Raw genomic sequence first — 16,879 nt, forward strand, 5'->3', positions numbered from 1 at the left:
GCTAGACCGCGAAGAGTTTGCAAAAATCAGAGTGTTGCCCTATAGTATTGAGATTCACATATAGGAGCACAGACAATGAGATGGCTGCGAACGTTGGTAGTTTTTAATGAAGGCGACGTTATGTCTTCGGACGGTTGGAGAACGGTTCACAACAGCTATAAAAATGCGATCGAGAATATCCATCATCCTTTGAATAGTGGTGCACTTACGATCAGGAGTAAGGCTCTTCGCCCTGACAGCACTCAATTCAACCGGAACGGTGTCGGCTACTTACGTAGTCACTTTTTACGCAATATGGTCGATGTTGAGGGGTGGCGTTCAGAAGGTGACGTAGACTTGGGACGGGATCGACAACAACCGGCGATAATGCTATATCCGTCCGGCGAGGATTATCGCGAACCTATTTCGTCTGGCTTCGGTGGCTTCGATTTCGTGACCACCACTGAAGATGGATTAAAAGTAGCTATCGAGTGGGAGACTGGGAATATCTCTTCCTCCCACCGTTCAATGAATAAACTTGCAATTGCATTGAAAACCGGGATTATTCAGGCGGGCGTGCTTATTCTTCCAAGTCGAGATCTCTATCTTCATTTGACGGATAGGATTGGTAACATCGCTGAGCTCTCAGGTTATCTAGAGATGTGGGAGAGCCTGAGGCAAACAGTTCAGCGAGGGTTGCTGGCGATTACTGTCGTAGAGCACGATGCATTGTCTAACGACCAGAATCTACCGTACTTGCCTACCGGTAATGACGGAAGAGCTGCGCAAGGTAGAGCCAGAGGGTGATTAAATCGCGTTGCAGTTGAAGATTATTTGTTCCCGCAGACACAGGTATCGTCGCTCTGTTCGATGCGATAATCTTTAGACAGTTTCTTTCCAGTCTTCCGCTGCTTCGCGAGATCTTCTTCTCGAAAGAGAATGTTTTTTGCACCGTGAATTTCTTCAAGGTGATCTTTATCGCCTTGGATAGTTTCAAAACGTTCGGTGATTGCTGAGCAATCAAGTTCTGCCCCAATCCAGCGTCGCCCGTTCAGCTCTGCTGCAACAAAAGTAGTTCCCGATCCTCCGAATGGATCAAGGACCAATGAGCCCGGATCGCTGGCCATAGATATGATTCGATCCATTAATTTTAACGGGAGAGCATTCGCCTCCCGCTTTTTATATTTTGCATGGCGTACTGGCGGGATATCAGTCCAAACATCAGCTAAACTGACGCCTTTGGGGTTCATTTTATTCTTATAGCCGCCGTAGTCCCGAAGTTCGCCGCCACAATGTCGGCAACACGTAATTGGTGTGCGATCCGGATGGAAGATTGCTGGCTTATCGCCTTTCACATAATACAGAAGTGAGTAATGCGACGGGTACAATCTATTAGCTATAGGAAGTGAATATTTGATATCAACGGATATCCAGTGGCGGAAATTCAAAGATTGACTAAGATGCATTCCAAGCGGGATGTTCCACTTAGGCAAATTCCACAGAAACAACGAGCCTCCGGGCTTTAAAACCCGAATCATTTCGTCAAGCCAATCCTTGCACCATTCAAGGTAATCAGCTTCAGACTTTTGATCGTTTATCTTTGAACTATATTTTTTGCCTAAGTTGAATGGCGGATCTGCGAAAGCGAGGTCAACAGTGTTTGCTGGCATTGATTGCATCATTGTTATGCAATCGTCCTCAAACAGCTGCCCAAGAGCAGTTTGTAAAATTGGTTTAGATGTCGAAGTAGCGTCGCCTACGATTGGTCGCTCTACATCAGGGGAGATTTTTTCTTTAAGCAACTTCACTTGCAAGCTTTCAATCTAATATTCTTTGAGGCGCCTTAGTAGTGAGGTATCTCGTCTGGCTTTTCGACCGATACATGAGCTAAGGTGGTTCGTTGGTGCTGCCGTAGTGGGTAGTAATACGTCAGCAATTTCGCACTCATTATAAACCTCGATCACACGTCACGACCGTCACTAGGTTTGATACTAGCGTGAAATGTGAGTGTGATCGCTGTCTGTTGACGGCTCGCGACGCTCTTTAGTCAGAGCTCGATAATTTGGTGAATAATCGCTTGGATGTCGCTTGGATTTTTCATAAGAAGTGCGAAAAGAGTGACAATCATCCGGTTCTTCTTCGTCTCCAGTTTGTTGATCTCTCGCACAACACTAGAATCGAATGGCCGCCCTGGCCTAATATTTTCGATAGTCTTCGTAACTAGTTCGGTTCGCTCAGCGTCGAGAGCCTTGATTGCCTTACGAAGTTCGTCTGCTGACTTTTTCTGAGAAGAGGGTACAGGCAGCAGATTGTCCGACATTGCAATGTCGGTAACATTTGTGATGGCTTTTTTATCAGAGGCAGATAGGGACTTCTTGTCGGAAGGAAGGTTCATCGCATTCTCCTGTGTTGTAAAAATAACAAGAGAATCATATCTTGCTTCTTGGGAAGCGTACATGATTTTTGATGCCTCAGTGCAACATTTCTCCTGGGTTACGCGGTGCTAACTCATGCTCGAGACAGTCTAATACTAGAGATGTACGGGTTAGCACCTCTTCCTCAGCAAAGCACGTTCGCATCAGGCAGGGTGTCAAAATGAGTACACACGCCATGCCTTTAATAGTTCGAACTAGCAAACAGAAGGATTTTAACGGATTGGGTCGTCTGCGAGAATGTCTTGGATGAAGACTTGATTAAGGGCAAACTGAAGTGCCGCGGTTGGATAATAAACGCGCGACTAACTGAATCGAATGAAGACTCGTTCCGATATTGATTTAGAAAGGCGGGGAGATGTCAATTAGCATTTGACTGCTTTCAGCCAATGGCTTGGCTGAAAGCGTTCCGCATAAAGCAGCGATAACCTGGATTATTTTTTCTTTATGATTCCAAGATTGGAAAGCCGAAATTCCATAGCTTTGTTCGATGCGCCCAACCGTTTGGCTAGCAGATCAGTAAAGACTGAGGTTGACACATCGTCGCCGTGCTCCTCTTTATAAGAGCTGATGATCTTATTTCCTTCGGATATGATCAGCTGCTTTGGCATAAGCAGTTCGGCTGCAAAGTTGTTTGCTTCGGATTCATAAACGTCCCAATATGATTCGGTACGGTTCATAGTCGTCTTTGTATCAACAAAAGATTTCCTCGACTCGGACAAATGCAAACAATAATGGCCTAATTCATGTGCCAGAGTAAAGCGACGGCGTGGAGTGTAGCTGTTTTCAAGCGGATTGATCCAAATTTTCGGGCCATTCTCAGTCAACGAGATTTTACCAACTGAGGACATGTTCCCGAGGTCGACGAATTCCTCCACTTCAACTCCAACAAGCGCAGCAATCGCGTCTAAATCAACTGGCGCAGTTAGTTGGAAGCCATGCTCAGCTTCTAAATGCTCGAATAATGCTCGTGCTGATGGAAATCGAGCATTGTTCGCTTTTGGGGATTCAGTAATATCGCTCATCGGCTATGCTCCTGACTTTAATTTTTTGGATAACTCGTCAGCTGCAGCGTGATCGTTTTTCGCACTTTCTCTCAGGCTGTTGATGAGTTGCTGAAGTTTAGACTCCAGTATCTCTTGAACATGACGCGAAACGTCCTGATTGGAAAAGGCTTTGTCGACCAACTTTACGCCAACCTCGTCATCGTTATCAGCCAACTTCTGTTCGATCTCTGAGATTAGATGTTTGATTTGGAGTTCTTTGCTCGCTGCAAACTGTTGTGTGAACCAGAGACCAGCAACAGTAAGAAACAGCGTGATTGCAACGAATATGATTGTTGTAAAAACAATGTATGTGTTGGCAATTGAAACAGCATCTGAGAGCGAAGGGCGTGTCACTACGGTACAGAAATAGTTCATGATACCGAAGGTCGCAGCCCCAGAGAGAAGCCCGCCCACTATCCCTGAAAACAAACCAGCTTTGTGAATTGCCATTTGGTACCTGTCTATTTATACAGTGAGAGGGGCTCTAGGTCAAGCGTGCATGCGCTGTTTGGACCTCGCAGCCAAATCTCGCGATTTTACCAAATTCCCAGCAGCAAGGCTTAGTACTTGCAGCTCGGCTAGGGCGTTCGCCCACCCCTCATATGCACATAACCTTCTGTAGGGTGGTGTCAAACTGAGCACCCGTGCAACCAGTTCTGGCGGCTGATCTCTGCCGTGACCGGCGAGGACCTGGCCTCGCTGCCCTACGCCGAGCGCCTGCCGCGCCTGCTGGCCCATCATGTCGGGCTGTGGGACGTGCTGGCCGCCTGCGAGCGCGAAGGCAGCCTGGATTCCGCGATCCGCAAGCCGGCCGCGAACGACTTCGAACGCCTGCGCGTGCTGTGTCCGCGACTGGAGACGGTGGGCTTCAACGGCCAGGCATCCGGCAAGTTCGCGCCGCAGTTCGCGGCGCATGGCTACCGCACGGTGGTGCTGCCGTCGAGTTCTCCGGCGCACATGGCGCAGACATTCGGCCAGAAATTGGCGGTCTGGGAAAAATTAGGGCAAACAGGACCGGGATATCTGCATGCATCGTTTTTCTAAAAGCGGTATCTGGCTGGTTTGAAGAGCTTGTAAGGATTGTTGTGTGCCCTTGCGGCGCGCTTGGCTATGCCGCTTCAGGTTTCTCGACATGAACAGACTCTCCTAGGAAACATTTGAAGTTGGTGCAGAGAAGCCTGTTGATACCGGTCATATGCCTCTTGGCAGCCTCCGATTAAGGTGTTCGCTGAACATTTTCTTCACCTCGGCCAAGTCGTGCGGCCATCGGAGGCAATCAATGGGAAAAATCTCGGCCATCGCGGCCGATGCCTTACTGCTGGCGTTCAGCGGTGCATCCCAGCACAAGCGGCTCATGCGGCTGGACTTTCCCTTCGAAGACGGCCCACCAGCGATTCTCCTGCCGAACAAGCTGGTCTTTCACGAAGCAGTCTCGTGCTGCTTCCGGGGTGTGGCCGAGTTACTGTCCAATGATCCGCGCATCCCGCTGAAAGTCGCGATTGGAAAAATGGTCACCATTTCCTTGGTGCGGGAAGATGGGTCGCTACGCTACTTCAACGGCTACATCACTGAATTCCGTTTCCTGCGCAGCGACGGCGGCTTCGCCTTTTACCAGATGGTGTTCGAGCCCTGGCTTGCATTCGCTCGGCTGCGGAAGGCATGCATGTCGTTCCACAACAAGAACGTGCGCGAGATCACCGAGCAAACCCTCAAGCACTACCGCCAGGCGGAATGGCAGATGCGCCTGACCGGCGACGATCCGCAGATTACCGTCGCGAACCAGTACAACGAGACCGACTACAACCATTTGCATCGGCGCTGGGAGGCGCTTGGACTCTACTACTGGTACGAGCACGATTTCGGCTGCCACAAGCTAATGCTGTCGGACAGCAGTTTGCTGGCCGCGCCGATCGACGAGGAAGCGTACGTGATCTCCTTCCACGACCAGAGCGGCTCGCGCGAGGACGACGGCATCCACGAGTGGTCTGCAGTCCGACGTATCGGCTCGGGCCAGACCACCCTCACGAGCTTCGACTACAAGAATCCTAGAGCCCAACACGTCGAAGCACTTTCCATGAATAGCCAAGGTGACTTCCCGGCTTACGAGATCCACGAAGATCTTGGCGCCTATGGTTTTCGCCTGCACAGCGATGGCGGACAGGTGGCAGCGCGGCGCATGGACGAAGCGGACACGGACACGCAGTACTTCGAGGCGGCGGGCAATGAGCGGTGTGTGCTGCCCGGGCGCACCTTTAAGCTCGGCGGACACTTCAGCGCCGAGTCGCGCTCACCGGAGTATAACCGCGAGGCGCGCGGCAACATCATGGACCGCTTCTACCTGATCCTGTCCGCCGACCATGAGGTATCCAATAACTACCAGGCCGGCCCGAGTGCACCGTCCCACTATAAAAACCGCTTTACATGCATCCGCAAGGACATCCGGTGGCGCCCTGGCCTGCACTACAACAGCGAGCCCGCGATCTATACGGGATTGCACACGGCAATCGTCGTCGGACCGGCCGGCGCCGACATCCACACGGACGGGTACGGGCGCGTCAAACTGCAGTTCCATTGGGACCGGCTGGGCAAGTACGACGAGTACAGCTCGCCATGGATCAGGATGATGACGCCGGCCGCCGGCAACGAATTCGGGCAGATCCGCCTGCCGCGCGTGGGCGAGGAAGTGGCCGTCGTCTATCCCAACGGGAATATCGACCATCCGCTGATCCTTGGCGCCCTCTACAACCAGGCACATATGCCGCCGTGGTCGCTGCCGGCGCAGCAGTCGCTTGCCGGTCTGCGCAGCCGGGAACTGGGAGGGGGGGCACGCGGCAATCACCTCGTCCTCGACGATACCAGGGAGATGATCCAGGCGCAGCTGAAAAGCGATCACCAGTGCAGTCAGCTCTCGCTCGGCCACGTCACGCGTATCGAGGACACCGCCGGCCGCAAGGATGCGCGTGGCGAAGGCTGGGAGCTGCGCACCGATGGGCACGGCGTGGCGCGTGCCGCCAAAGGGCTCCTGATCACGACCGAAGCGCGACAGGCCGCCCGCGGGACGATCAAGGACATGGGCGAAACGACGAAGCGACTGGATGCCGCGCACAAGCTGCACGATGACCAGGCGACTGCCGCACTGCAGGGGCTGGCCCAGGAAGGCGGGCAGCAGCACGACGTTGCCGATGTGCTTAAAGCGCAAAACGACGCCGTGCGCGGTGCTGGCGAACCATTCCCCGAGCTATCCCAACCCCATCTGGTCCTGGCCAGCCCGGCCGGCATCGAAACGACGTCCGCACAGTCAACCCATATCGCCAGCGCCGAGCACACGGCGCTCACGGCCGGACGCAGCCTCTCGATCGCAACAGGTGATAGCCTGTTTGCAAGCATCAAGAGAACCTTCCGCCTGTTCGTCCACAAGGCGGGCATGAAGCTGATTGCGGCGTCCGGCAAGATCACGGTGCAGGCACATGACGACGATATCCAGCTTATCGCCCACAAGGTCCTATCCGTGATCAGCCAATCCGACTGGGTCGACATCAGGGGGAAGAAAGGGGTGCGCCTGCACGGCCCCGGAGCCATGGTCGAAATCACCGACCGCATGCAGGTCTTCGCGCCGAAGCCGGCACTATTTCACGGCAACCTTGAGACCCTCGCGCCCCAGAACCGGCCGCAGCCATCGGCGAAGCACAAGATCACTATCACGGAGCCGAAGACGCCGGAGGATCCGAAGCAGCTGCTCTTCATGCTGCAAACGCATTCTGGAAGCGGACGCCCGTTCGCGAACGTCCCTTACGCACTCTACAAGAACGGCAGCCAGGTCGACGAGGGCATCACCGACGACCTTGGGCGTATCGCCATCGAGCATGCGAGCGGCACCCAGGGATACACGGTCGAGCTGGCGAACGGCGACAAGTTCGATCTGAAAGCCTGGGAGAAGTTTGATCCGACGGATAAAGCCTTGTACCACGAGCAGCTCCTCTCCAACGAGGGCTTGCGCTCGCTCGACGGCTCAGCGGAAGGCCGCACCTACTTCTGATCGCTGTGAATAAAACAGGGAACATCATGAGCTCTGAAAAAAATTTGCGAACCGAACAGGTCCATATCGATGAGGTGAGCTGCAAGGCGACATCCACCATCCAATGGTTTGTGGAAGACAAGAACAAAAAGGGCAACGCCACCCATCCCATTACTCACAACAACAAGCTCAGCATCCATATCTGCGGGAAAGACGGTTTCGCGGCCATCGCGAGGGACATCGCGGCAGCGAAGGGAAGCATCGACCTGGTGTGCTGGGGTTTCGATCCGGGCATGGAATTGGTGCGTAACGGTTACAACTGGCCGCGCGCCGAGACCTATGGCGACCTCCTGATTGCGGCGGGAAGGCGCGGCGTGCGGGTACGCCTGCTGGTCTGGTACAGCTACAGCGGCGGCAAGGTGCAACAGCACATGCCGGGTCATACCCACGGGACGAGTCCCTGGACCATCCAGACTGGCGATATCGCAGTCCAGCAACTCAACGCGGCTCGGAGCCTGCAACTGATACGTGAACATGCCCGGGAAAACCGACATAAGAAGGAGTGGAATATTCCGGGCGACAAACTAGCGGCGATGGCCAGGGAAGAGTATTGCTGCAGCTGGTACAAGGCGGCGTTCGCAGGACGGCTGCAGGGCATCAGTATTCGCACGCGCGATGGCGATTCCGGCAGCATCGGCGAGTCGCTTGGCCAAGAAGCGAGAAGGCCCGACGCCATAGAGCGCAAGCTGTTCACCTTGGGCGGCACCCATCACCAAAAGCCGATCCTGATCGACTTCGCCTACGACGACGGCAAGAAGGCGGTGGCTTACGTCATGGGCCTGAACTCCCTGACCGATTATTGGGATACCCCGGAGCATTGCGTCGAGAATCCCTTGCGTGAGCAGGGCGGCGCCAAGACAAAGCAGGAGCGCGCCGAGGGCGTCAAGGACTGCTTCGATTTCGACACCCTGAAGCCCTACCGCGACTATGCCTGCCGCATCGAGGGTGGCCGGGCGCTCATCCCGGTCCACGAGAATTTCGAGCGGGCCTGGGAACGTGCGGGTGGCGCTGCCCCGGCAAAGCCCTACGTGTGCAGCGCGCCACCGTCAGCCTTACTGCGCAAGGCCGCCCCCGGCAACTCGACTGTGCAAATCGTTAGGACGCAGCCAGAGGAAGGCGACTTCACGATCAAGGACATCTACTTCAATGCGACCCGCGTCGCCGCTGCGGGGACGGGCTACCTGTACATGGAAAACCAGTATTTCCAATATCAGGACTGGGCCGAGCACTTGCTGGCGATTCGAAAGAAGGTGATCGCCGGCTGGAACCGCAACTGCGCCAAGATCGGAAAGACCAACGAGGACTTGCCGGTAATGCACGTCTTCGTTGTCATTCCGGCGCCCGAAAAGGCGCAGATGGTTCCGCGCACCTACGATACCCTGGCGACGCTGGGGCAGCAGGATGGCATGACCGGACAGGTCAAGATGATCGACGAAGCAAATGAAAAGGCTAGGCGTGACGAGGCGGCGTCCAGGCAGTACGCGTTCAGGGGCGTGACCGGCATGCGGGCGACCCAGGAAAGCTTGCCGGACGTGATCTCGACAGCAAACCGGATCGACAAGCCTTCCAAGCTGATCCTCGAGAAAACCTATGGCTTGCAGGTGTGCCTTGCGGTGCTCAACGCCTGCGAGTTCAACCAGGCGCGGCGCCAGTGGCGCTATCGCGAAATCTACATCCATTCCAAGCTGTTGCTGATCGACGATGGATTCTTCACGCTCGGTAGTGCCAACTTGAACCAGCGCAGCATGGCGGTGGACAGCGAGATCAACCTGGCCACAAATGATCCGCGGCATACGACTGCACTGCGCAAAAGAGTTTGGGCGCAGCTCGCCACCGAAGAAAATAACGGCGGGAACGCTACCCCGCAGGAAGTTGAGAAAACGTTCAAGGAATGGGTAAAGCTCATGAATCGAAACAAGAAGAGGCAAAAGTCGCTGTCAAATGACCCGATCGACAAACAGATGAAGGGCCTCATCGTCCCGCTGGACGACGGCCGGAGCTCAACCATACGTTTCGGCTGAACCATGGATACCTTTGCCGCTTATTCCCCGCCGCGTTGTCGCCATCTGGCGACCCTCTTGATCACGCTTACTCTTCTGACGGCCTGCGACATGAACAAGACCAAGCTTTCCGGATACATGCAAGAACTGCCGCCTTTCGATCCGCACATCGCTTCCTTCGAATGCCAGACCGAAGCGGGCCAAGTGCCGCCGATTGACGCCCAGGCCGACGACTGGTTCCTTGAAGCGCGCGCGCTTGAAGACGGTACGACCTACGTTGACGATGTAGATTATAAAAAGGTCGTTCGGCTGACCCGCCAGGCCGCCGAGCGGCATCACTGGAAGGCGATGCTGAACCTGGCCAGCTTGTACGTGGAAGGGCGTGATCCGCCCAATGGCGAGAACGAGGCGGTGGCGCTGGTGTCGCAAGCCATCGATCTAGGGGTGCCAGCCGCCTACGACAGGATGGGCACCTATTATCTCAACGGCACGGGCGTGAACGCCAGTGCCGACCGCGCCTACGTTTTTTTTCAGAAAGCGGCACAGATGGGTAACCCACAGGCGATGGCCTTCCTCGGCGAGAAGATGGATGCTGGGGCAGATAACCTTAAGCCTGGCTACTGGGGCAACATCCCGATCGCGATCAAGATGTTCGAGTGCGCGCTGGCCCAGGGCTACGGCCCGGCCGCGCAGGAACTGGAATACATGTATGAAGTCCCTCGGGCGCCAGATGGAACGCAAATTGGAAAAAGAACTCCGGAAACCCTAAATCGGGTAATGCGGGCCGTGCATGAGGGCGTGAAGGGCGGCTGTGAGTATTGCGCGAACAACTTGGCGAGTGAATTCGACCGCCCCAGTGACTTGGCAAACATGTTCGTGCCTTTTATCGACAAGGCACGGGGCCAACGCTACGACATGCTTGGTGACGCACTCAGCTTCAATCCTGACCGCCGCTTCCCCAATCTCGACAAGATCCTGCCGTTGCCGCCAGCACCGCTGCCGCCCTGGGACGGCACGCGCGCAAGTCTGCTTGCCGCAGCAATGGCCGTGGTGCCCGCGCCGAGCATCCCGGCGCCGACCGAAGCCTCGCTCAGGAAGGGCCGGTACTTCCTCGACAAGGCCTATGTGTTCCGGCCGATCAAGGAAACAACCGACGCCCTGCAAGCGCCCGTTGCCGGCTACTGGCAGCCGACAGCACCGCAGGAAGCGGCCGAAGTGCGTTCCTTCCTGGCCAGCATCGCACCCGGACTTTACGGCAAAGGCGAAACGTTCGAGCAGCCGCGCTTCCCGGACGGCATGGGATCGAAAGCCATCGCCGGTATTGTCTGGCAGCGTGTGCTCACCGTGCGCAACGATGGTGGCGCAGTCGCGCCGCGTACGGCGCTCAGGTTATCGCGGCAAGTCCAAAGTCTGGCACCGTCCGTGGAATGCGCCGGCAACAAGGCCTGTCCAGTAACGGGCACGTGGCAGCCATGGGTTGCGCCGGGCCATCCGCTGGAACAGGAGGTCAATCAGGCTTGGCGGCAGCGCTGGCTGACTGCTGGACAAGCCTTCCCCGACCCTAAGCGCGATTGGATGCTTCCGCTGGAGAGCGCCGATTTAAAGTGGCATTTGCTGGAGCGGGAAATGGCGATCGAAAAATAGCTCACGCTGGCGGATTGAAACGTCGCGTTTGCGGACATCGCAGCGCAGCGGTCGGCTCATCAATTAGCACTGGGAGGAGTTGAAGATGAAGCATGAGGGGCGTGGCATCATTCGTTTGAATGACAAGACGGACCACGGTGGGCAGGTCATTTCGGTTTCATCCGGGACTGTCGTGATGGGTGTAGAAGCTGCGCTTGCAGACGATGTGACGTTTTGCCCCAAATGCAAAAATAACTTTCCCATCAAGCCGGATGGTGCCGGCGCCAAACACAAGGGTCGTCCCTACGCCTATGACAACGATCTTACCGCTTGCGGTGCAAAGCTGATCTCCTCGATTTGACCGATGTTTCGATCGGTAGATCTGGCTTGGTGTCAAGGGCATGGCGAGGCAGCCTGAATGCCGCCATCCGCAAGCCGGCCGCGAACAAATTCGGGCAGAAGCTGGGGCGCTGGCAGAGGGGGCGATAGGCTGGCGCGTCACACCCAGCCGCCGCTTACATCTGCCGGAAGTGATGCAGGTAGCTGCGGCTGACAGGCAAGACCTCGTCGCTGCCGCGCACGTGCACGTCCACCGTCTCGTTGATGCCCCTGACCACTTCGCGCACGCATCCAAGATTGACGATCACCGAGCGATGCGTCCGCACGAAGCGCTCCAGATCCAGCTGCTCCGCCAGTTCCCGAATGCTCTTGCGAATCAGCGCCTCTCCTTCGTCCCACACGACGCGGGTGTACTTTTCCTCGGCACGGATGAAACGCACCTGGTCGACAGGAATCAGTCGCACGCTGTTGCCCACCGATGCCTTGAACCATTGCAGCCACTGGGAAGGGGGCTGGATGCGCTGCCCCAGCCTGCCCGTGAGCTGGTCGAGCATGGCATCGAGCGTGTGGCTGGCGTGGAAGGGCAAGGCCAGCTGGCGCTGCAGGCGTTCGACCGTATCGGCCAGGCGCGCCCGGTCGATCCGCTTGACGAGGTAATCGAGGGCGCCTTGCTGGAAGGCCTGCGCCGCATCTTGCTCATAGACGGTGACGAATACCAGATGGGCGCGACGGGCTAATTGGCGCGCGGTGTCGATGCTGTTCAATCCGGGCATGTGGATGTCGAGGAAGACGATGTCCGAGCGGTGCAGCTCGAACAGCTTGAGGGCCTCGGCGCCATTGCGCGCGTCGTCGACCAGTTCGAGCCGGGGCCACAGTGCGCCCAGGTGGCTGCGCGAGGGTTCCCGCAGCAGCGGTTCGTCGTCGGCGATGGGCGCGGTGGCCTGTTTCATGGTGTGTCTTCAGGGTGAAAATGCAATTCGACGAGCACGCCGTGCGGGGCCGCTTCGTGCAGCTCGATACGGGCGCTGCTTCCATAAAAGCCCTGCAGGCGCTTCCTCAGCTTCGCGAGCCCGACGCCCGGCTGGGCCGTCTCCTGCATACCGGCGCCGGTGTCGCCGACCCAGGCGGTCACCTTGCCGGTGGCCTGGTCGCAACGGGCGCCCACGTCGATATGGCCGCCTTCGGTGCTGGGGTCGATGCCGTGCCGGACCGCGTTCTCCACCAGGGTGAGCAGTGCCATCGCGGGGAAGCGCAGGCTGCCCGCCATCGGCGGCGCAGATACCGAGAAGCGCAAGTGGTCGGGCATGCGCAGCTGCATCAGCTCCAGGTAGGAACGCACCAGTTGCAGCTCCGTCTTGAGGGTGGCGTCCGCATCGTTCAGGCGCGCATCCAGTTCGCGCTCCAGCCGGTTCTTTTCCAGTTCGATCCCAAGGCGGTCGGCCCGTTCGCGTTCCTTGCGCTCGCCCCGCATTGCGAGCAGCGAAAACAGCAGGCTGAACACGATCGCCAGGAACACCATCAAGAAGTGGCCGTCGGCGGGGTCTGGTTCTTCCGCATCGGCCTGATGCTCTGGCTGTCGGTCCACCGCGCCCCTGTGGGTTTCGATCTCGACCGCTTCGAAGGTCCCTTCCTGAGCTTCCTCGCTTTTGCCCGATTCCTGGCACCGCTCGGGCATGTGGCTGCCGAAGCTGTAGACGGCCTGGCTAGTGGTGCGGCGTCCTGACCCGGACCCGTTGCTTGTCGTGGACGCCGCCGCGCGGGCAGGCCGTCGGCTTGAGTCCCTTGTCGAGGCAGACCCAGACTTCCTTCAGGCGGCTGCCGGAAGCCACGTTGACGCGCAAGCTGTCCGGCGGCAGCGCGGGATTGAGCTTCAGGAAGGATTGCTTGATCGCGCCCGCCGTGGTCTCGGCCAGGGAATCCGGCGCCGCCTGCGCGGCCGCGCCCAGCATGGCGGCCGTGGCGGGCCGGTGCAGCCGGGAATAAACCTTCTCGATGTCGGCGAAGTAGCGGTCCGGCGTCGGCCAGCCGCAGGTGCCGTGGGCCTGCCATTCGTTCTGCATCAGGCTTGCGCTCGGCATCATGCAGACGTGGCGCTTGAGCAGCGCCGGCGGCAGCGCGTTCGATGTCCTGCAATGGCGGGGGTGGTGCTTGCCGGACGAAGCGCTTCGGTTCTGCGGCCACAGCCCGTGGACGACCCACTCGAAGCGGTTCCCGGACGAACACTGGAAGGCATCCTTGTTCCCGCCGCGCCGCTTGCGCGCTCCCTCGCAATACTGCGGCGACCAGGACAGCACCAGCGCGTGGTAGTCGACCGGCAGGTCAGCGTTGACGTAATCGGGGCGGCGCGGCGCCGGGCTCTCGATACTGGCGGGCAGGGCGCAGGCTTCCTGCGCGCGCGCCATGCCAGCGCTCTGCGCCAGCGCGAGCGCCAGCAGGGCGGTTTTCCAGCGCATTCACTTCTCGGCGGTTGCGGTCAATCCGCCATGGTATCAGCGGATCCGCGTCCCCGTCTGCACCAGGGTGCGCAGGTAGTTGAGCTTGGACGAATACACCTCGCGCATGTCCCTGCTGGTGCTGTTGTTCACGGCCAGCGTGATGTGCTCGCGCGCGTCGCTCATGTGGCCCAGGCGCAGGTGGGCGATGCCGAGCCAGAAGCGGAACTCGTCGTTGAAGGGTGCGCGCTTGACCTCGCGTTCGAACAAATCCCTGGCGCCGTCGAAGTCGCCCGCCTTCAGCGCCACCATGCCCTGGTCGAAGAAGTGATAGGGCGGATAGGGCTCGATGGCGGCGATGCGTTTTTCCAGCTGCTGTGCTTCGAGCGGACGGCCCAGGGTCACCAGCAGCGGCTGCAGGTTGCGCAGCACGGCCAGGTTCTCGGGCTCGCGCGTGAGCGCGGTGCGGAAGGCCTGTTCGGCCAGGGCCAGGTCGCCATGGCGCTGGTAGACCACGCCCAGGGTGTTGAGCGGCGAAGCGGCGCTAGGGCGCGCCGACACCGCGGCCTTGGCCCACCAGTAGGCATCGTTGGTGCGCTGCTGCACCAGGGCTTCGGCGGCCCGGTTGTTCAGGTAGAGCGCGACGATGTCTTCTTCTTCCAGCTGGCGGGTGCGCAGCTTGGCCGCGTCGTCGCGCGGGATGAAATCGACCACCAGGTGCCGGTCCGGATCGTAGCCGCGCTGGATGTCGGTGGCGCGCTCGCCCAGGCTGATGTTGACGTGGTTGCTGGCGAGGTAGAGTCCGCCGGCGCGGCTCCACAGGTCATCCACGTTGACGCTCTGGAAATGCACCGGCATGCCGAGCTCCTTGGCGAACGCGGCCGTCATGATCACCAGCGACAGGCAGTTGCCCGAGCGCGCCTCGTAGGTCTGGGCGGCGGTGCGCGTGACCTTGGATTCGTATTCGAGCTTGAGGTCGGTCTTGCTGTACAGCGCCTCGATCAGGCCGTGGCGCGCGCCGCGGTTGCGCAGCAGCTGGTTGAAGGTGGGACTGTTCAGGTAGGCGCGCATGGCCGGGCTGAGCTTGAACAGGTCCGCGGCGCTGACGGGTTCGGAGGCCGGCGCGAAGCCGGCGTCGGCGAACAGTGCGGGCGGCGCACTGGCCGGCATGACGCTGGCGCATCCGGCCAGGGCTGCCGACAATAGCAAAACGATCAGGCGCTTCATGACTCCTCCGGCGTAGTTACTTTTTGTCTCAAGTATCTGCCTGCCGGGGGACTCTGTCAAAAGTATGTATTGAGCGCGCTTATTCTTCGTGGAAGGCTTCGAGCAGTTCGTCCAGCAGTTCGGCGGTTTCCTCGCCGGACAGGCCGAGGTAGGCGCAGGCGGCCTCGCCGCCCTTGCCCCACTCCAGCGACTCGGACTGGCCCTGGTAGCTGCACAGGGCGCTCTCGGCGAGCACCGACAAGGCCACCAGCGAGCGCACGGCGGGCGCGGTCGCGCTGTCGTCGAGGACATCGAAGTCGTGGTGGTGCAGGATGGCCCAGCCGACGTCGCCCGACAGGCCCCAGTTGCGCGCCAGCAGGCAGCCGACGGCGGCATGGCTGGTGCTGTGGCGTTCGTCTTCCAGCGCCGTGAACGGACGCAGCGCCTCGAGCGAGGCGTCGGCGTAGGTGGCGGCGTAGTCGGGGAAGCGGTCCATCAGCAAGGGGACGCCGGTGTCGCAGAACAGGCCGAAGGTATGGGCCACGTCCGGCTCGCCCACGCGCAGGCGGCGCGACAGGAAGACCATGGCTTCGGCACGGCGCGAGGAAATGTCCCAGAAGCTGGCCAGGGCCGCGCTGTTGGCGGGAATCGCCTGGCGCGCCAGCAAACCCGTCATCAGGGCTGCCACCTGGTTGATGCCCAGGAACAGGATGGCCTGCTCGACCGACTTGGCCTTGCGGCGTCCGCCATAGATCGAGGAGTTGGCCAGCTTGAGCAGGGCGCCCGACATGCCGACGTCGCTCGCCACGATCTTGCCGATGGCTTCCGGCGACGGGTCTTCCGAAGCCAGCTCGCGCTGCAGGTCGGCCAGCAGGCTGGGCCGCGGCGGAATGCGGATCGACTTGATCAGGGCATCGACCTGGTCGATCGGCTGGATGGGCTCGGCGACGGTGTTCATGGGGAAAATTTGGTGCTTCTGGGAAATGCGGTGGAGGCGTCACTATACCCCAGCACCGCTTGACTTGCAGCAAAGCAATTCGCCAAGTGTGTCGATTTCACCAAAACGCCGGGTCAGGCTGACCCGGGATAAAATCGATTCATGGCTATTTCGATAATTGCAGGAATTGATTTTTCAGCACCAGCAGAGATCGTGGCGCGCCAGCTGATCGGCGTCACCGTGCTGGTCGACGGGGTAGGCGGGCGCATCGTCGAGACCGAGGCCTACGACCGCGAGGACCCGGCCTCGCATGCCTATTCCGGGCCGACCGAGCGCAACGCCTCGATGTTCGGGCCGCCGGCGCATGCCTATGTCTACCGTTCCTATGGCATCCATTGGTGCCTGAACTTCGTGTGCCGCGAGGCGGGGCACGGGGCCGGGGTCCTGATCCGGGCGCTGGAGCCGGTGGCGGGCCTGGACGTGATGCGCGCGCGGCGCGACGCCGACGACGAGTGGCTGCTGTGCTCGGGGCCGGGCAAGCTGTGCCAGGCGCTGGGGGTGACGCGGGCGCACAACGGCATGGCCTTGTCGGCGCCGCCCTTCGAGTTGCTGCCGGCGCCGGCGGGGTTGCCGCTCATCGCCGGGCCGCGGATCGGGATTTCGAAGGCGGTGGATGTGCCGTGGCGGTTCGGGCTGGCCGGCTCGAAATTCGTGAGCCGGCCTTTCCGGTAGGGTGGACGGCTCTGCCGTCCACGCGTTCAACCTGCATCGGCCGGTTCGTGCACGACAACGGAGCCGATAACTATCACC

General features: G+C 59.0%; 15 protein-coding genes and 1 pseudogene. 7 read left to right on the forward strand and 9 right to left on the reverse strand.

Annotation, left to right across the window (positions count from 1 at the left end; all coding sequences use genetic code 11):
- Positions 1-75: 75 nt before the first annotated feature.
- Positions 76-786 (forward strand): hypothetical protein, encoded by a 711-nt coding sequence (locus tag KBW98_RS02290; RefSeq protein ID WP_211518469.1) that lies wholly within the window; start codon positions 76-78, stop codon positions 784-786.
- Positions 787-809: 23 nt separating this feature from the next.
- Here the strand turns inward: KBW98_RS02290 and KBW98_RS02295 are convergent, their stop codons facing one another.
- From KBW98_RS02295 to KBW98_RS02310, 4 genes are all read right to left on the reverse strand, one after another.
- A complete protein-coding gene (locus KBW98_RS02295; protein WP_373888894.1) occupies positions 810-1,787 on the reverse strand; it encodes a site-specific DNA-methyltransferase in 978 nt (325 codons plus the stop codon).
- Positions 1,788-2,026: 239 nt separating this feature from the next.
- Entirely contained in the window at positions 2,027-2,374 is a 348-nt protein-coding gene (locus KBW98_RS02300; RefSeq protein WP_211518471.1) for a hypothetical protein, read from the reverse strand.
- 471 nt (positions 2,375-2,845) lie between these two features.
- Positions 2,846-3,436 (reverse strand): ImmA/IrrE family metallo-endopeptidase, encoded by a 591-nt coding sequence (locus KBW98_RS02305; protein WP_211518472.1) that lies wholly within the window; start codon positions 3,434-3,436, stop codon positions 2,846-2,848.
- Positions 3,437-3,439: 3 nt separating this feature from the next.
- Positions 3,440-3,907 (reverse strand): hypothetical protein, encoded by a 468-nt coding sequence (locus tag KBW98_RS02310; protein WP_211518473.1) that lies wholly within the window; start codon positions 3,905-3,907, stop codon positions 3,440-3,442.
- Between the two features lie 189 nt (positions 3,908-4,096).
- Here KBW98_RS02310 and KBW98_RS02315 point away from each other — a divergent pair.
- The 5 genes and pseudogenes from KBW98_RS02315 to KBW98_RS02335 all read left to right on the forward strand — a co-directional run.
- Positions 4,097-4,501, forward strand: a pseudogene (locus KBW98_RS02315) (DNA-deoxyinosine glycosylase); the annotation flags it as partial.
- Between the two features lie 235 nt (positions 4,502-4,736).
- Complete coding sequence (locus KBW98_RS02320; protein WP_211518474.1) at positions 4,737-7,493, forward strand: type VI secretion system Vgr family protein; 2,757 nt, start codon at positions 4,737-4,739, stop codon at positions 7,491-7,493.
- 26 nt (positions 7,494-7,519) lie between these two features.
- Positions 7,520-9,553 carry a phospholipase D-like domain-containing protein gene (locus tag KBW98_RS02325; RefSeq protein WP_211518475.1) on the forward strand — a complete coding sequence of 678 codons (2,034 nt, stop codon included), beginning with the start codon at positions 7,520-7,522 and terminating at the stop codon, positions 9,551-9,553.
- A 3-nt stretch (positions 9,554-9,556) separates the two neighbouring features.
- Positions 9,557-11,176: a tetratricopeptide repeat protein gene (locus KBW98_RS02330; RefSeq protein WP_211518476.1), complete on the forward strand. Its 1,620-nt coding sequence runs from the start codon at positions 9,557-9,559 to the stop codon at positions 11,174-11,176.
- 85 nt (positions 11,177-11,261) lie between these two features.
- The gene (locus KBW98_RS02335) at positions 11,262-11,516 is read left to right on the forward strand and encodes a PAAR domain-containing protein (protein WP_211518477.1); all 255 of its coding nucleotides are present in this window, start codon (positions 11,262-11,264) and stop codon (positions 11,514-11,516) included.
- Between the two features lie 154 nt (positions 11,517-11,670).
- On the opposite strand, the gene KBW98_RS02340 is transcribed toward KBW98_RS02335, so the two are convergent.
- The 5 genes from KBW98_RS02340 to KBW98_RS02360 all read right to left on the reverse strand — a co-directional run bounded on the left by KBW98_RS02340 (position 11,671) and on the right by KBW98_RS02360 (position 16,090).
- Complete coding sequence (locus KBW98_RS02340) at positions 11,671-12,444, reverse strand: LytTR family DNA-binding domain-containing protein (protein ID WP_211518478.1); 774 nt, start codon at positions 12,442-12,444, stop codon at positions 11,671-11,673.
- Positions 12,441-13,169: a sensor histidine kinase gene (locus tag KBW98_RS02345; protein ID WP_211518479.1), complete on the reverse strand. Its 729-nt coding sequence runs from the start codon at positions 13,167-13,169 to the stop codon at positions 12,441-12,443. Before KBW98_RS02345 ends, KBW98_RS02340 begins: the two co-directional genes overlap by 4 nt.
- A 28-nt stretch (positions 13,170-13,197) precedes the next feature.
- Positions 13,198-13,947 (reverse strand): ribonuclease, encoded by a 750-nt coding sequence (locus KBW98_RS02350; protein ID WP_211518480.1) that lies wholly within the window; start codon positions 13,945-13,947, stop codon positions 13,198-13,200.
- A 36-nt stretch (positions 13,948-13,983) separates the two neighbouring features.
- The gene (locus tag KBW98_RS02355) at positions 13,984-15,153 is read right to left on the reverse strand and encodes a tetratricopeptide repeat protein (RefSeq protein ID WP_211518481.1); all 1,170 of its coding nucleotides are present in this window, start codon (positions 15,151-15,153) and stop codon (positions 13,984-13,986) included.
- A gap of 79 nt (positions 15,154-15,232) precedes the next feature.
- On the reverse strand, positions 15,233-16,090 hold the full coding sequence (locus KBW98_RS02360; protein ID WP_211518482.1) for an HDOD domain-containing protein: 858 nt from the start codon (positions 16,088-16,090) through the stop codon (positions 15,233-15,235).
- Between the two features lie 141 nt (positions 16,091-16,231).
- Between KBW98_RS02360 and KBW98_RS02365 the strand changes: the two genes are divergently transcribed.
- Positions 16,232-16,801, forward strand: a complete 570-nt coding sequence (locus tag KBW98_RS02365) for a DNA-3-methyladenine glycosylase (RefSeq protein WP_211518483.1) — start codon at positions 16,232-16,234, stop codon at positions 16,799-16,801.
- The last annotated feature ends 78 nt before the right edge of the window (positions 16,802-16,879 follow it).

Source organism: Massilia sp. ST3 (assembly GCF_018119405.1).
Lineage (GTDB): Bacteria > Pseudomonadota > Gammaproteobacteria > Burkholderiales > Burkholderiaceae_D > Telluria.

What these genes read in the sequence shown, in the direction of transcription:
- KBW98_RS02290 (WP_211518469.1), top strand. Translation starts at nt 76, where the DNA reads ATGAGATGGCTGCGAACGTTGGTAGTTTTTAATGAAGGCGACGTTATG.
- KBW98_RS02300 (WP_211518471.1), bottom strand. Translation starts at nt 2,374, where the DNA reads ATGAACCTTCCTTCCGACAAGAAGTCCCTATCTGCCTCTGATAAAAAA.
- KBW98_RS02305 (WP_211518472.1), bottom strand. Translation starts at nt 3,436, where the DNA reads ATGAGCGATATTACTGAATCCCCAAAAGCGAACAATGCTCGATTTCCA.
- KBW98_RS02310 (WP_211518473.1), bottom strand. Translation starts at nt 3,907, where the DNA reads ATGGCAATTCACAAAGCTGGTTTGTTTTCAGGGATAGTGGGCGGGCTT.
- KBW98_RS02320 (WP_211518474.1), top strand. Translation starts at nt 4,737, where the DNA reads ATGGGAAAAATCTCGGCCATCGCGGCCGATGCCTTACTGCTGGCGTTC.
- KBW98_RS02325 (WP_211518475.1), top strand. Translation starts at nt 7,520, where the DNA reads ATGAGCTCTGAAAAAAATTTGCGAACCGAACAGGTCCATATCGATGAG.
- KBW98_RS02330 (WP_211518476.1), top strand. Translation starts at nt 9,557, where the DNA reads ATGGATACCTTTGCCGCTTATTCCCCGCCGCGTTGTCGCCATCTGGCG.
- KBW98_RS02335 (WP_211518477.1), top strand. Translation starts at nt 11,262, where the DNA reads ATGAAGCATGAGGGGCGTGGCATCATTCGTTTGAATGACAAGACGGAC.
- KBW98_RS02340 (WP_211518478.1), bottom strand. Translation starts at nt 12,444, where the DNA reads ATGAAACAGGCCACCGCGCCCATCGCCGACGACGAACCGCTGCTGCGG.
- KBW98_RS02345 (WP_211518479.1), bottom strand. Translation starts at nt 13,169, where the DNA reads ATGCCCGAGCGGTGCCAGGAATCGGGCAAAAGCGAGGAAGCTCAGGAA.
- KBW98_RS02350 (WP_211518480.1), bottom strand. Translation starts at nt 13,947, where the DNA reads ATGCGCTGGAAAACCGCCCTGCTGGCGCTCGCGCTGGCGCAGAGCGCT.
- KBW98_RS02355 (WP_211518481.1), bottom strand. Translation starts at nt 15,153, where the DNA reads ATGAAGCGCCTGATCGTTTTGCTATTGTCGGCAGCCCTGGCCGGATGC.
- KBW98_RS02360 (WP_211518482.1), bottom strand. Translation starts at nt 16,090, where the DNA reads ATGAACACCGTCGCCGAGCCCATCCAGCCGATCGACCAGGTCGATGCC.
- KBW98_RS02365 (WP_211518483.1), top strand. Translation starts at nt 16,232, where the DNA reads ATGGCTATTTCGATAATTGCAGGAATTGATTTTTCAGCACCAGCAGAG.